We start from the raw sequence: 14,619 nt of genomic DNA on the forward strand, positions 1-14,619 counted from the left end.
TTGTAAGATCGAATCATCTGTATGTGTCTTATTATAAGGTCACAAACAGAGGTTCGCAATGTATTTTTAAAGTGAGTAGACATGAGGGGTGAGTTTAAGTTGGCAGGACATCTTGTTCAATATGGTCGACGCACTCGGCGCAGTTATGCACGTATTAATGAGGTACTCGAGGTTCCCAACCTGATTGAGATCCAACAAAAATCCTATGATTGGTTTTTGGAGGAAGGATTACGGGAAATGTTTCGGGATATTTCTCCAATTCAAGATTTCACAGGAAATCTGATTCTGGAGTTTATCGATTACTCTCTCGGAGAACCCAAATATACCGTTGACGACGCAAAGGAACGCGACGTTACGTATGCAGCACCGCTTCGGGTAAAAGTCCGGCTTATTAATAAAGAAACCGGGGAAGTGAAAGAGCAGGAAGTATTCATGGGAGACTTCCCGCTGATGACTGAAACGGGTACGTTTATTATTAACGGTGCGGAACGGGTTATTGTCAGCCAGTTGGTTCGCTCTCCCAGCGTCTATTTCAGCACAAAAGTCGACAAGAATGCGAAAACAACATACACCGCAACGGTAATTCCTAACCGGGGGGCTTGGCTCGAACTGGAGATGGATGCGAAGGATATTATCTATGTCCGGATTGACCGTACCCGTAAAATTCCGGTTACGGTGTTGCTGCGTGCGCTTGGCTTTGGCACTGATGCTGAGATTCTGGATTTGCTCGGCAATGACGAATATATCCGCAACACACTTGATAAAGACAACACGGATTCCACGGAGAAAGCGCTGATTGAAATTTATGAGCGTCTTCGTCCGGGTGAGCCACCAACATTGGATAACGCAAAGAGCTTGCTTGTTGCACGCTTCTTTGATCCAAAACGGTATGACCTGGCCAACGTAGGCCGTTACAAAATCAATAAAAAGCTTCACATCAAAAACCGTCTGTTCAATCAACGTCTTGCTGAGACACTGATTGATACGACAACTGGTGAAATCATCGCTGAAGCAGGACAAATGGTAGACCGCCGCCTGTTGGACGAGATTTTGGCACAACTAGAAGAGTCGGTTGGACATCGTACGTATCATGTTGCTAGTGGCGTATTGGAAAGCAACGATATTCCGCTTCAAACGATCGATGTATTCTCGCCAATTGAAGACGGTAAAGTAGTAAAACTGATTGCCAATGGAAATATCGATAAATCGGTTAAGAACATTACGCCTGCCGATATTATTTCCTCCATCAGTTATTTTATTAACTTGCTTCACGGAATCGGAAGTACAGACGACATTGACCATTTGGGTAACCGTCGTTTGCGTTCTGTAGGTGAGTTACTGCAAAATCAGTTCCGTATTGGTCTGTCCCGTATGGAACGCGTGGTACGCGAAAGAATGTCAATTCAGGATGCTAATGTAATTACGCCACAGGCGCTGATTAACATACGTCCGGTCATTGCGTCGATTAAAGAGTTCTTTGGTAGCTCCCAGCTGTCTCAGTTCATGGATCAGACAAACCCGCTTGCTGAATTAACGCACAAACGTCGTCTGTCTGCACTCGGACCCGGCGGTTTGACGCGCGAACGCGCGGGCATGGAAGTACGTGACGTCCATCCGAGTCACTACGGCCGTATGTGTCCTATCGAGACACCAGAGGGACCAAACATTGGTTTGATCAACTCTTTGTCCACTTTCGCACGTATCAACGAGTACGGATTTATCGAAGCTCCTTATCGCTGGGTAGATCCGAAAACCGGAAAAGTTACAGATCAGATTGATTACCTGACTGCTGATGAAGAAGATAACTACATCGTTGCTCAGGCAAATGCGGAATTGACGGAAGAAAACACCTTTAAGGATGAAATCGTTATTGTCCGTTATAACAAGCAGTCTGATAACATTATTCCGATGGCAAGTAGCCGTGTTGATTACATGGATGTATCGCCTAAACAGGTCGTATCGGTCGCTACTGCACTGATTCCGTTCCTGGAGAATGATGACTCGAACCGCGCATTGATGGGTTCCAACATGCAGCGGCAGGCTGTTCCACTACTGATTCCGAAAGCGCCTTTGGTAGGAACAGGGATGGAACATAAGTCTGCAAAAGATTCTGGTGTTTGCGTTGTGTCCAAGTACAACGGGGTAATTGAACGTTCTTCGGCTAACGAAATTTGGTTGCGTCGTATTGAAAATGTAGATGGTACTGAAGTAAAAGGCGATATTGTTAAGTATAAATTACACAAATTTATGCGTTCTAACCAAGGAACATGCATCAACCAGCGTCCAATCGTAAACAGAGGCGATATTGTCAAGGTTGGCGATATTCTAGCGGATGGTCCATCCACAGAAATGGGCGAGTTGGCATTGGGACGTAACGTTGTCGTAGCGTTCATGACTTGGGAAGGTTACAACTACGAGGATGCGATCTTGCTGAGCGAGAAGCTGGTTAAAGAGGATGTATACACCTCGATCCATATCGAGGAATACGAATCCGAGGCTCGTGATACGAAGCTTGGACCAGAAGAAATCACTCGTGATATTCCGAATGTTGGTGAAGAAGCGCTTCGTAATCTAGATGAGCGCGGCATCATTCGCATCGGTGCGGAAATTGCCGCAGGTGACATTCTTGTTGGTAAAGTAACACCTAAGGGTGTGACTGAGCTGACAGCTGAAGAACGTCTCTTGCATGCAATCTTCGGTGAGAAGGCGCGCGAGGTTCGTGATACTTCCTTGAGAGTTCCTCATGGAACCGACGGGATCGTTGTAGATGTTAAAGTATTTACACGTGAAAATGGCGATGAGCTGCCACCGGGTGTAAACCAGCTGGTACGCGTATACATTGCTCAAAAACGTAAAATTTCCGAAGGCGATAAAATGGCCGGACGTCACGGTAACAAGGGTGTCGTTGCCCGAATTCTGCCTGAAGAAGATATGCCATTCTTGCCAGATGGTACCCCAGTACAAGTCGTACTGAACCCACTGGGCGTACCTTCACGGATGAACATCGGACAGGTGCTCGAAGTGCATCTGGGTATGGCTGCAATGCGTCTTGGTATTCATGTGGCAACTCCAGTATTCGATGGTGCCAAGGAGTATGACGTATTTGATACGATGGAAGAAGCGGGTATGCAACGCAATGGTAAGACGGTGTTGTATGATGGACGTACAGGTGATCGTTTTGAACGTGAAGTTACTGTCGGTGTCATGCACATGATCAAACTGGCGCACATGGTCGACGATAAGATCCACGCCCGTTCTACAGGTCCTTACTCTCTCGTTACGCAACAGCCGTTGGGTGGTAAAGCCCAATTCGGTGGTCAGCGCTTCGGGGAGATGGAAGTATGGGCACTGGAGGCCTACGGTGCAGCGTACACGCTTCAGGAAATTTTGACTGTGAAATCCGATGATGTGGTTGGACGTGTTAAAACTTACGAGTCCATCGTCAAAGGTGAAAATGTCCCTGAACCGGGTGTTCCTGAATCATTCAAGGTCTTGATCAAAGAGCTGCAAAGCTTGGGTATGGACGTGAAGATTCTGTCTGAAGACGAACAAGAGATCGAAATGAGAGAGCTTGATGATGAAGATGACACAACTGGCGATAAGCTGAGTTTGAATCTGGAAGGCTCTGAGGTTGGCGTAGAGTAATTTGACTGCTGACTGACTCATATCAGCTTTGTTATATGCCTCGATCCATTTTTGGATGGATCAGGCTTCTTGATACCGCCCGGTGCTGCCGGGCGGTATCAAACCTAAAAACTCAGGATTTGGTTAAGGAGGGTTGCTCCTTGTTGGACGTTAACAATTTCGAATATATGAAAATCGGGCTTGCTTCCCCCGAAAAGATTCGTTCTTGGTCCCGCGGAGAAGTCAAAAAACCGGAGACGATTAACTATCGTACGCTTAAACCGGAAAAAGAAGGACTATTTTGCGAGAAAATTTTCGGACCTACGAAAGATTGGGAATGTCACTGTGGTAAGTACAAACGTGTACGCTATAAAGGTGTTGTCTGTGACCGCTGTGGAGTAGAAGTTACTCGCGCTAAGGTTCGCCGTGAGCGTATGGGCCACATTGAGTTGGCAGCTCCTGTATCGCACATTTGGTACTTCAAAGGCATTCCGAGTCGTATGGGTCTTGCTCTTGATATGTCTCCAAGATCTTTGGAAGAGATCATTTACTTCGCATCTTATGTTGTAACCGATCCAGGAGATACGCCTTTGGAGAAAAAGCAACTCCTGTCCGAGAAAGAATACCGCAGCTATCGTGAGAAATATGGCTACGGATTCCAGGCAGGAATGGGTGCTGAAGCGGTTAAAAAGCTTCTTCAAGATTTAGATATAGACAAAGAATTGGAATTTTTGAAAGAAGAGCTGCGTACAGCTCAAGGGCAACGTCGAAACCGTGCGATCAAGCGCCTTGAAGTTATTGAGGCATTCCGTAACTCTGGCAACCAACCGGATTGGATGATCATGGACGTACTGCCTGTTATTCCTCCTGAGCTTCGTCCAATGGTACAGTTGGATGGTGGACGTTTTGCTACTTCTGACCTTAATGATCTGTATCGTCGTGTTATTAACCGTAATAACCGTCTGAAACGCTTGTTAGATCTGGGTGCGCCAGATATTATCGTGCAAAGTGAAAAACGGATGCTGCAGGAAGCTGTTGACGCTCTGATTGATAATGGTCGTCGTGGTCGTCCTGTTACAGGTCCGGGTAATCGTCCTTTGAAATCCCTCAGCCACATGCTGAAAGGTAAACAAGGACGTTTCCGTCAAAACTTGCTCGGTAAACGTGTTGACTACTCCGGTCGTTCCGTTATCGTAGTAGGTCCGTACTTGAAGATGTACCAATGCGGTCTGCCAAAAGAGATGGCGCTGGAGCTGTTCAAACCTTTTGTTATGAAAGAACTTGTTAACAAAGGTTTGGCACACAACATTAAGAGTGCGAAGCGTAAAGTAGAGCGTGTGAGTGCTGAAGTGTGGGATGTGCTCGAAGAAGTAATCAAAGAACATCCGGTTCTTCTAAACCGTGCCCCTACGCTGCATAGATTGGGTATTCAAGCGTTTGAACCGATCTTGGTTGAAGGTCGTGCGATTCGTTTGCATCCACTCGTATGTACGGCGTATAATGCCGACTTTGACGGTGACCAAATGGCGGTTCACGTTCCGTTGTCTGCAGAAGCTCAAGCGGAAGCTCGTTTGCTCATGCTGGCATCCGGCAACATTTTGAATCCAAAAGACGGCAAGCCTGTTGTTACCCCTTCCCAGGATATGGTCCTTGGTTCATTCTATTTGACTATGGACAACAAGGAAGAAGAGGGAAGTAACATGATCCTTCGCAACCCGAATGAGGCTATCTCGGCTTATCAACGTGGAACAGCGGGTCTTCATGCTCGTGTAGCTATTCCGGTTAAGGCTTTGAATAAAACTAGCTTTACAGAGAAGCAACAGGATGCAATGTTGATTACAACCGTGGGTAAAATTATCTTTAATGAGATTTTCCCGGCAAGCTTCCCGTACATCAATGACGCTACTCGTGCCAACCTGCTCTATGGTACTGCTGAAGAGTTCTTTGTTTACGATAAGGGTGTAAACCTCACTGAAGCCATCCAGAACGCTCCGCAAGCTAGTGGAGTGGGCAAGGATTACCTTGGTAATATCATCGCCCGTTGCTTTGAGATTTACCATACGACAGAAACTGCTGTGATTTTGGATAAAATCAAACAGCTTGGCTTTACGTATTCTACTCGTGCAGGTGTGACGGTTGCTGTGGCAGACGTAGTTGTACCTCAAGAGAAACAGGATATTCTTAAAGCGTCTGATGATAAAGCACAAGTCGTGACCAATCAGTACCGTCGTGGTCTGATTACGAACGAGGAACGCTATGATCGGATTATTGATATTTGGTCCAAGGCCAAAGACGATATTACAGACATTTTGATGAAATCCATGGATCGCTACAACTCTATCATGATGATGGTTGACTCCAAAGCGCGTGGTAACAAATCGCAGATTACCCAGCTTGGCGGTATGCGTGGACTGATGGCGAATCCATCGGGTCGTATTATCGAGCTCCCAATTAAATCGAATTTCCGTGAAGGTCTGACAGTACTCGAGTACTTCATCTCCACTCACGGAGCGCGTAAAGGTTTGGCGGATACAGCGTTACGTACGGCTGACTCCGGTTACCTGACTCGTCGTCTCGTTGATGTGGCACAAGATGTTATCGTGCGCGAAGATGACTGCGGAACGGATAAAGGCTTTACAGTAAGCCGCATCCAGGACGGTAAAGAAGTCATTGAGGACCTGTACGATCGTCTGGAAGGTCGTTATTGCTTCGAAACTGTACGTCATCCTGAGACGGGTGAGATCTTGGCTAGACGCAACGAATTGATTGACTCCAACAAAGCTGAGGCGATCGTCAAAGCTGGTGTGGATAAAGTTCAAATTCGTTCCGTGCTAAGCTGCCGTGCCAAACATGGCGTCTGCAAAAAATGTTACGGCCGTAATCTGGCTACTGGCAAACACGTTGAGATTGGTGAAGCGGTTGGTATTATCGCGGCTCAATCCATCGGTGAACCAGGGACACAGCTCACCATGCGTACGTTCCACACAGGTGGTGTAGCGGGCGACGATATCACACAAGGTTTGCCTCGTATCCAGGAGCTTTTTGAAGCACGTAATCCTAAAGGTCAGGCAACCATCAGTGAAATTGACGGTGTAGTTAAAGAAGTTCGTGAAGGGAAAGACCGTCGCGAAATCGACATTCAGGGTGAAGCTGAAACAAAAACCTATTCGGTCACTTATGGTTCACGTTTGCGCGTAAGCGAAGGCATGACTGTTGAAGCCGGGGACGAACTGACGGATGGTTCGATTGACCCTAAAGAAATGCTGCGTATTAAAGGTATTCGCGGGGTGCAGAACTATATCCTTCAGGAAGTTCAACGTGTATACCGGAACCAAGGTGTTGAAATCAACGACAAGCACGTAGAAGTTATGATTCGTCAAATGTTGCGTAAAATTCGTATCATTGATGCGGGTGACACAACACTACTTCCAGGTTCATTTGTGGATGTGCATGAGTATGAAAATGCAAACAAGATAGCGATTCTCAGCGGCCAAGAACCAGCGGTAGCCAAACCGGTTCTCCTTGGTATTACCAAGGCCTCTCTGGAAACGGACTCCTTCTTGTCAGCAGCTTCCTTCCAAGAAACTACTCGTGTCCTGACAGATGCAGCTATCAAAGGAAAAGTCGATCAGTTGCTTGGATTGAAAGAGAATGTAATTATCGGTAAATTGATCCCTGCGGGAACAGGTATGAATCGTTACCGTAGCGTGAAATTTGCCCAGCCTGAAGAGGGGCAATCCTCATCTGAGGAACTCGAACCCATTTCAGCTGAGTAGTAATATAAAAATAATATGATAAGCCCGGAACACCGTAGATATAAGCTTTGGTAAAGGCTGTAGCAACGGTGCTCCGGTACTTCTTATAAAAATGTAACGTATTACTGTGTTTAAATAGATTATAGTTGATAATTGTCTTGACATTGTTCATAGTCAATGCTAATATAGCAAAGGTGCGTGAGCAGCCTATATGCTATTGGGTCTTTTCGGAGGAATGAGATATGTCTAAAGAACAGGGACTGCAAGATGCTCATGTCAAAATCGGTACCAAACAAACCATTCGTATGGTAGAAATGGGCTTCGCCTCGGAAGTATATGTGGCAGAGGATGCAGATCAGCGTTTCACTTCCAACATCATTGATTTGTGCAACAAGCACGGGGTCAAAGTGACTCTCGTAGATACAATGAAAAATCTCGGAGCTGCATGCGGGATTGAAGTGGGAGCTGCGATGGCTGCTATCGTAAAACAATAGGGTAAGGAACGTTTTTGTCTAGGGAATTGTTATTCTTGGCGGCAAAGACTTTTCATTTGTTCTTTTATGAACCGCCTGGGTCTGTGGGCTTAGATAAGGTTTGTAAAGTAACAGCAAAAATTGAGGAAGGGGGTGGCAACCAACATGCCAACTATTAACCAACTGGTTCGTAAAGGACGTCAAGCCAAAATCGAGAAATCGAAATCACCGGCTTTGCAAAAAGGTTTTAATGCCTTGAAACGTGAAGCTACCGACATCAGTGCCCCGCAAAAACGCGGAGTTTGCACTCGTGTAGGTACTATGACTCCGAAAAAACCAAACTCCGCACTTCGTAAATATGCTCGTGTTCGCTTGACGAACCGTGTAGAGGTGACTGCTTACATTCCAGGTATTGGACATAACCTTCAAGAACACAGCGTAGTGCTGATTCGTGGCGGTCGTGTAAAAGACCTTCCGGGTGTGCGTTACCACATCGTTCGCGGTGCTTTGGATACTGCAGGCGTAAACAACCGCATGCAAGCTCGTTCCAAATACGGCGCAAAACGCCCTAAAGCTAAAAAATCCTAATGAATATAAACCGCGTATGCAGGTTTAACATGTAAGAAAGGGGGATATCCATGCCACGCAAAGGTCCAGTTACCAAAAGAGACGTGTTGCCAGATCCGGTATACAACAGCAAGTTGGTTACTCGCTTGATCAACCGCATCATGCTCGACGGAAAACGAGGCGTTGCTCAAAGCATTCTGTATAATGCGTTCAAGCTTATCCAAGAACGTACGGGTAATGACCCGATGGAAGTATTTGAAGCAGCTATCAAGAATATCATGCCAGTCCTGGAAGTTAAAGCACGCCGTGTCGGCGGTGCCAACTACCAAGTACCAATCGAGGTAAAACCAGAAAGACGTACGTCCCTGGGATTACGTTGGCTCGTAAACTACTCCCGCAACCGCGGCGAGAAAACTATGGAAGAGCGTTTGGCGGCTGAGATTATCGATGCTTCCAACAACACAGGCGCTTCCGTGAAGAAACGTGAAGACACGCACAAAATGGCTGAAGCGAACAAAGCGTTTGCTCACTATCGTTGGTAGGATTCAGCTTAAAAAAATAACTTCAATTTTGAAGGGAGACCCATTTCATGGCAAGAGAGTTCTCCTTGAAAAATACACGTAATATCGGGATCATGGCTCATATTGACGCGGGTAAAACCACAACAACAGAGCGGATCTTGTTCTACACAGGCCGTACGCACAAAATCGGTGAAGTTCACGAAGGTGCTGCGACAATGGACTGGATGGAACAAGAACAAGAGCGCGGAATCACGATTACTTCCGCTGCGACGACCGCTGCCTGGAAAGGTCACCGCGTCAATATCATCGACACCCCGGGGCACGTTGACTTCACTGTTGAAGTTGAACGTTCCCTTCGTGTATTGGACGGAGCAGTTGGTGTTTTCAGTGCGAAAGAAGGCGTTGAGCCTCAGTCTGAAACCGTATGGAGACAGGCTGATCGCTATGGCGTTCCACGGATCGCATATGTAAACAAAATGGATATTATCGGTGCCGACTTCTTGAACGTTGTAGCTGATATGCGTGATCGCCTTCAAGCGAACGCAGTTGCTATTCAACTTCCAATCGGTGCAGAAAATGACTTTTTAGGTATCATCGATATTGTTGAACAAAAGGCTCATATGTACAAAGATGACCTTGGTCAAAATATCGAAGAAGCCGAAATTCCTGCGGACTACAAAGACAAAGTTGAGGAACTCCGCAACGAATTGATCGAGAAGGTTGCTGAACTGGATGAAGATTTGACTATGAAATACCTTGAAGGCGAAGAGATCACGGTTGAAGAAATTAAAGCCGCTCTCCGTAAAGGTGTTGTAGAAGTTAAGATCTTCCCAGTTATCTGTGGATCTTCTTACCGTAACAAAGGTGTTCAGCTGATGCTGGATGCAGTTGTTGATTACCTGCCAGCTCCTATTGATGTACCAAGTATTCAAGGTCATCTGGAAGATGGAACGGAAGTTGAACGTCATTCTTCTGATGAAGAGCCTTTCTCCGCATTGGCCTTCAAAATCATGACGGACCCTTACGTTGGTAAACTGACATTCTTCCGCGTATATTCCGGTGTTCTTCAATCCGGTTCTTACGTATTGAATGCTACAAAAGGCAAACGCGAACGTATCGGACGTATCCTTCAAATGCACGCGAACAGCCGTCAAGAAATCACTGAAGTATACTCCGGTGACATTGCGGCAGCCGTAGGTTTGAAAGATACAGGTACAGGTGATACACTGTGTGATGAGAAGAATCCTGTTATTCTCGAATCCATGAACTTCCCTGATCCGGTTATCGAAATCGCGGTTGAGCCTAAAACCAAAGCTGACCAAGACAAAATGGCAGTTGCACTCGGTAAGTTGACCGAAGAGGATCCAACTCTTCGCGCTTCGACTAACGAAGAAACTGGCCAAACTATCTTGGCAGGTATGGGTGAGCTTCACTTGGACATTATCATTGACCGTATGCGTCGTGAGTTCAAAGTGGAAACCAATGTTGGTAAACCACAGGTAGCATACCGTGAAACATTCCGTGCTCCAGCACGTGTTGAAGGTAAGTTTGTTCGTCAATCCGGTGGTCGTGGTCAATATGGTCACGTATGGGTTGAGTTTGAACCACTTGAAGCAGGTACTGGTAGCCAGTTTGAAAGCAAGGTTGTCGGTGGCTCTGTTCCAAGAGAATACATCGGACCTGCACTTGCTGGTATTGAAGAGCAAATGAAGAACGGTGTCCTTGCAGGCTTCCCGCTTGTGGACGTTAAAGCTACAATCGTGGATGGATCATACCATGATGTTGATTCCAATGAAATGGCATTTAAAATTGCCGGTTCAATGGCGCTGAAAGCAGCGAAAGACAAATGTAAACCTGTATTGCTTGAGCCGATTATGAAAGTTGAAGTAACGGTTCCAGAGGAATACATGGGAGACGTAATGGGTATGCTGAACTCCCGTCGTGGTCGGATTGAAGGTATGGATTCCCGTGGCGGTGCCCAAATTATTCGTGCAATGGTTCCATTGTCCGAAATGTTTGGATATTCCACTACACTTCGTTCCGGTACACAAGGACGCGGTGTGTTCTCCATGGAGCTTCATCACTATGAAGAAGTTCCGAAGAGCATTGCTGAAGAGATCATTGCCAAAACCAAAGGCGGCGAGTAATACAGTGTATTAGCTGATCGGATACTCTAGGTTTTCCAAGAGGTTTCCGACAGCCTAAAAATAAAACATGTTATTGAGGAGGAATTGTTCAAATGGCAAAGGCTAAGTTTGAACGTAACAAACCGCACGTTAATATCGGTACAATTGGTCACGTCGATCATGGTAAAACAACTTTGACTGCTGCAATCACAACTGTACTTTCCAAAACTTACGGTGGTGCTGCTGTAGCATTCGATCAAATCGATAAAGCTCCAGAAGAGCGCGAACGCGGTATCACAATCTCCACTGCACACGTGGAATATGAAACACCTAACCGTCACTATGCACACGTTGACTGCCCAGGTCACGCCGACTATGTTAAAAACATGATCACTGGCGCTGCACAAATGGACGGAGCTATTCTGGTTGTATCCGCTGCTGACGGTCCTATGCCACAAACTCGTGAACACATCCTCTTGTCCCGTCAAGTAGGTGTTCCATACATCGTTGTATTCCTGAACAAATGCGACATGGTTGAAGACGAAGAGTTGCTGGAATTGGTTGAAATGGAAGTTCGCGACTTGCTGAGCGAGTATGACTTCCCAGGCGACGACACTCCAATCACTCGTGGTTCCGCTCGTGAAGCACTGCAAAACCCAGATGGCGACTGGGCTAAGAAAATCGTTGAAATGTTCGAAACAATCGACACATACATCCCAACTCCAGAACGCGACACTGACAAGCCTTTCCTTATGCCTGTCGAGGACGTATTCTCCATCACTGGTCGTGGTACAGTTGCTACAGGCCGTGTAGAGCGTGGTACAGTTAAAGTGGGCGACGAAATCGAAATCATCGGTATTCAAGAAGAATCCCGTAAATCCGTAGTAACAGGCGTAGAAATGTTCCGTAAATTGCTTGACTCCGCTCAAGCTGGTGACAACATCGGCGCACTGCTTCGCGGTGTAGATCGTGCACAAATCGAGCGTGGCCAAGTATTGGCTAAGCCAGGTTCTGTTAACCCACATACAGAATTCTCTGCTCAAATCTACGTTTTGACTAAAGAAGAAGGCGGACGTCACAAACCTTTCTTCACTGGTTACCGTCCACAGTTCTACTTCCGTACAACTGACGTAACTGGTATCATTACTTTGCCAGAAGGTTCCGAAATGGTAATGCCTGGTGATAACATTACGGTTACTGTTCAACTGATCAGCCCAATTGCGATTGAAGAAGGAACTAAGTTCTCCATTCGTGAAGGCGGACGTACAGTTGGTGCAGGCGCTGTAGCAACAATCTCTAAATAATAAGGCTTCGAGCCTTGAATATAGCAACATTGTACTGGAACGAGTAACATTGTATTGGAACGAAGCAAAACGAGCCCCTGCCATGGTGCGGGGGCTTTTCTCTTGAGGAAAATCGCGAGCTGCGAGCACAATTGTTATCTTTGAAAATAAGATACATTGTTTTTTTTCGTTTTTGCTTGCAATAGGCAGAAGTATTCGATATAATAACTAATGTTGTTTGTGACTGTGCGATGATGTGAGAGGTTACTGACACACCCGGCCCCTTTGCCATGGGAGGGCTGTCGGAAAATTTTCACGGAGTATGTCCGATACCAAATTGGGCGATAGAAGGAGGGACTAAAATGGCAAAGCAAAAAATTCGTATTCGTTTGAAAGCTTACGATCACAGAATTCTTGATCAATCCGCTGAGAAAATTGTTGAAACAGCTAAACGTTCGGGTGCAGGTGTTTCCGGACCAATTCCGCTGCCAACTGAAAAACAAATCATTACTATTCTCCGTGCGGTACACAAGTACAAGGATTCTCGGGAACAATTCGAAATGCGCACACACAAGCGTTTGATCGACATTGTTAATCCGACTCCACAAACTGTGGATGCCTTGATGCGCTTGGACCTGCCGTCCGGTGTAGATATCGAAATTAAATTGTAATATGTAATCAGGAAAAGAAAAGAGGTGTCAACATGAAAGGTATCTTAGGAAAAAAACTCGGAATGACTCAAGTGTTTACCCCTGAAGGTAACGTACTTGCTGTTACGGTTATCGAAGCTGGTCCTTGTGTTGTTCTGCAAAAGAAAGATCTGGAAAACGATGGATACGAAGCTATCCAACTCGGGTTCTCTGATAAAAAAGAAAAAAGATCCAATAAACCTGAAGCAGGGCATGCTAAAAAAGCAAATACTGCACCTAAGCGCTACGTTCGTGAACTTCGTGGCATCGACCTTGCTGCGTACGAGGTTGGCCAAGAACTGAAGGCTGATGTCTTCACAGAAGGCGAATTCGTTGACGTAACAGGTATTTCTAAAGGTAAAGGTTTTGCCGGCGTTATCAAACGTTGGGGACAAAGCCGCGGACCAATGGCACACGGCTCGCGTTACCACAGAGGTCCAGGTTCTATGGGTTCCATTCAAGCTAACCGCGTTCCTAAAGGTAAACACCTGCCAGGACACATGGGGCATGAAACGGTAACAATCCAACGCCTTGAAGTTGTTAAGATCGATACAGAACGTAATGTATTGCTCGTGAAAGGTTCCATTCCAGGACCTAAAAACAGCTTCGTTAAAGTATTAGAAACGGTGAAAAAGTAATTAACTGAAGAAAGGAGGAACACGAAATGCCAAAAGTAGCACTATTTAATATTAGCGGCAGCCAGTTGGCGAAATTGAATTGAACGATGCAGTGTTCGGTATCGAGCCGAATAAACACGTTCTTCATGACGCTGTTGTTATGCAATTGGCTTCCCTGCGTCAAGGTACTCACAAAGTAAAAGGACGTTCTGAAGTACGTGGCGGCGGACGTAAACCTTGGAAACAAAAAGGTACTGGTCGCGCTCGTCAAGGTTCGATTCGTGCACCACAATGGGTTGGCGGCGGTACTGTATTCGGTCCGACTCCGCGCAGCTATGCTTACAAATTGCCTAAAAAAGTTCGTCGTCTGGCGATCAAATCGGCACTGTCATCCAAAGTGATTGAGAATGAAATCATCGTATTGGACGCTCTTACACTGAACGGACCTAAAACGAAAGAATTCGCAGCCATTTTGAATAACCTTAAAGCAGATCGTAAAGCATTGATTGTAGCTCCTAGCTATGATGATAATGTAGCGCTGTCCGCTCGTAATATTCCTGGTGTGAAGTTTGTAGCCGCAGACGGCATTAATGTTCTTGATGTGCTCGGACACGACAAACTGATCATTACGAAGGAAGCAGTTCAGAAGGTAGAGGAGGTGCTCGCGTAATGAAGGATCCTCGTGATATTATCAAGCGTCCGATTATCACCGAACGTACGGCTGGTATGATGAATGACTTGAAATATGTTTTCGAAGTTGATATTCGTTCCAACAAAGTCGAAGTTAAGAAAGCAATCGAAGCGATTTTTAACGTGAAAGTAAGTAACGTTAACACACTTCGTGTTCCTGCAAAACCAAAACGCTACGGACGTCATTCCGGCTATACGAGCGAGTGGAAAAAAGCGTTCGTAACGCTGAGCAAAGACAGTAAGCCGCTTGAGTTTTTTGAAACAGTATAATTGA

The 14,619-nt window shown here is 46.0% G+C and carries 10 protein-coding genes and 1 pseudogene; all 11 read left to right on the forward strand.

Annotation, left to right across the window (positions count from 1 at the left end; genetic code table 11):
• Nucleotides 1–99 precede the first annotated feature (99 nt).
• The 11 genes and pseudogenes from rpoB to rplW all read left to right on the forward strand — a co-directional run bounded on the left by rpoB (nt 100) and on the right by rplW (nt 14,615).
• Nucleotides 100–3,645, forward strand: a complete 3,546-nt coding sequence (rpoB, locus tag G7035_RS11480) for a DNA-directed RNA polymerase subunit beta (protein WP_016818647.1) — start codon at nt 100–102, stop codon at nt 3,643–3,645.
• A gap of 140 nt (nt 3,646–3,785) precedes the next feature.
• Nucleotides 3,786–7,400, forward strand: a complete 3,615-nt coding sequence (gene rpoC / locus G7035_RS11485; protein ID WP_019688717.1) for a DNA-directed RNA polymerase subunit beta' — start codon at nt 3,786–3,788, stop codon at nt 7,398–7,400.
• A 221-nt stretch (nt 7,401–7,621) separates the two neighbouring features.
• Entirely contained in the window at nt 7,622–7,873 is a 252-nt protein-coding gene (locus G7035_RS11490; RefSeq protein ID WP_016818649.1) for a ribosomal L7Ae/L30e/S12e/Gadd45 family protein, read from the forward strand.
• Nucleotides 7,874–8,017: 144 nt separating this feature from the next.
• Nucleotides 8,018–8,440, forward strand: coding sequence for a 30S ribosomal protein S12 (gene rpsL / locus G7035_RS11495; protein ID WP_007432587.1), 423 nt, complete (start codon nt 8,018–8,020; stop codon nt 8,438–8,440).
• Between the two features lie 50 nt (nt 8,441–8,490).
• Nucleotides 8,491–8,961 (forward strand): 30S ribosomal protein S7, encoded by a 471-nt coding sequence (rpsG, locus tag G7035_RS11500; RefSeq protein ID WP_007432586.1) that lies wholly within the window; start codon nt 8,491–8,493, stop codon nt 8,959–8,961.
• Nucleotides 8,962–9,008: 47 nt separating this feature from the next.
• Nucleotides 9,009–11,087 (forward strand): elongation factor G, encoded by a 2,079-nt coding sequence (gene fusA / locus G7035_RS11505; protein ID WP_019688716.1) that lies wholly within the window; start codon nt 9,009–9,011, stop codon nt 11,085–11,087.
• Nucleotides 11,088–11,179: 92 nt separating this feature from the next.
• A complete protein-coding gene (tuf, locus tag G7035_RS11510) occupies nt 11,180–12,370 on the forward strand; it encodes an elongation factor Tu (RefSeq protein WP_013373267.1) in 1,191 nt (396 codons plus the stop codon).
• Nucleotides 12,371–12,711: 341 nt separating this feature from the next.
• Nucleotides 12,712–13,020: a 30S ribosomal protein S10 gene (gene rpsJ, locus G7035_RS11515; RefSeq protein WP_005544556.1), complete on the forward strand. Its 309-nt coding sequence runs from the start codon at nt 12,712–12,714 to the stop codon at nt 13,018–13,020.
• A gap of 32 nt (nt 13,021–13,052) precedes the next feature.
• Entirely contained in the window at nt 13,053–13,676 is a 624-nt protein-coding gene (gene rplC / locus G7035_RS11520) for a 50S ribosomal protein L3 (protein WP_013312161.1), read from the forward strand.
• 26 nt (nt 13,677–13,702) lie between these two features.
• A pseudogene (gene rplD, locus G7035_RS11525) lies at nt 13,703–14,325 on the forward strand (50S ribosomal protein L4).
• Nucleotides 14,325–14,615 carry a 50S ribosomal protein L23 gene (gene rplW / locus G7035_RS11530; protein ID WP_013373266.1) on the forward strand — a complete coding sequence of 97 codons (291 nt, stop codon included), beginning with the start codon at nt 14,325–14,327 and terminating at the stop codon, nt 14,613–14,615. The pseudogene rplD and the gene rplW overlap by 1 nt, the downstream one beginning before the upstream one ends.
• Nucleotides 14,616–14,619: the final 4 nt, after the last annotated feature.

It is taken from the genome of Paenibacillus polymyxa (assembly GCF_015710975.1).
Classification (GTDB): Bacteria; Bacillota; Bacilli; order Paenibacillales; family Paenibacillaceae; genus Paenibacillus; species Paenibacillus polymyxa.

Coding starts and splice junctions, on each gene's coding strand:
- G7035_RS11490 (WP_016818649.1), top strand. CDS start 7,622: ATGTCTAAAGAACAGGGACTGCAAGATGCTCATGTCAAAATCGGTACC.
- rpsL (WP_007432587.1), top strand. CDS start 8,018: ATGCCAACTATTAACCAACTGGTTCGTAAAGGACGTCAAGCCAAAATC.
- rpsG (WP_007432586.1), top strand. CDS start 8,491: ATGCCACGCAAAGGTCCAGTTACCAAAAGAGACGTGTTGCCAGATCCG.
- fusA (WP_019688716.1), top strand. CDS start 9,009: ATGGCAAGAGAGTTCTCCTTGAAAAATACACGTAATATCGGGATCATG.
- tuf (WP_013373267.1), top strand. CDS start 11,180: ATGGCAAAGGCTAAGTTTGAACGTAACAAACCGCACGTTAATATCGGT.
- rpsJ (WP_005544556.1), top strand. CDS start 12,712: ATGGCAAAGCAAAAAATTCGTATTCGTTTGAAAGCTTACGATCACAGA.
- rplC (WP_013312161.1), top strand. CDS start 13,053: ATGAAAGGTATCTTAGGAAAAAAACTCGGAATGACTCAAGTGTTTACC.
- rplW (WP_013373266.1), top strand. CDS start 14,325: ATGAAGGATCCTCGTGATATTATCAAGCGTCCGATTATCACCGAACGT.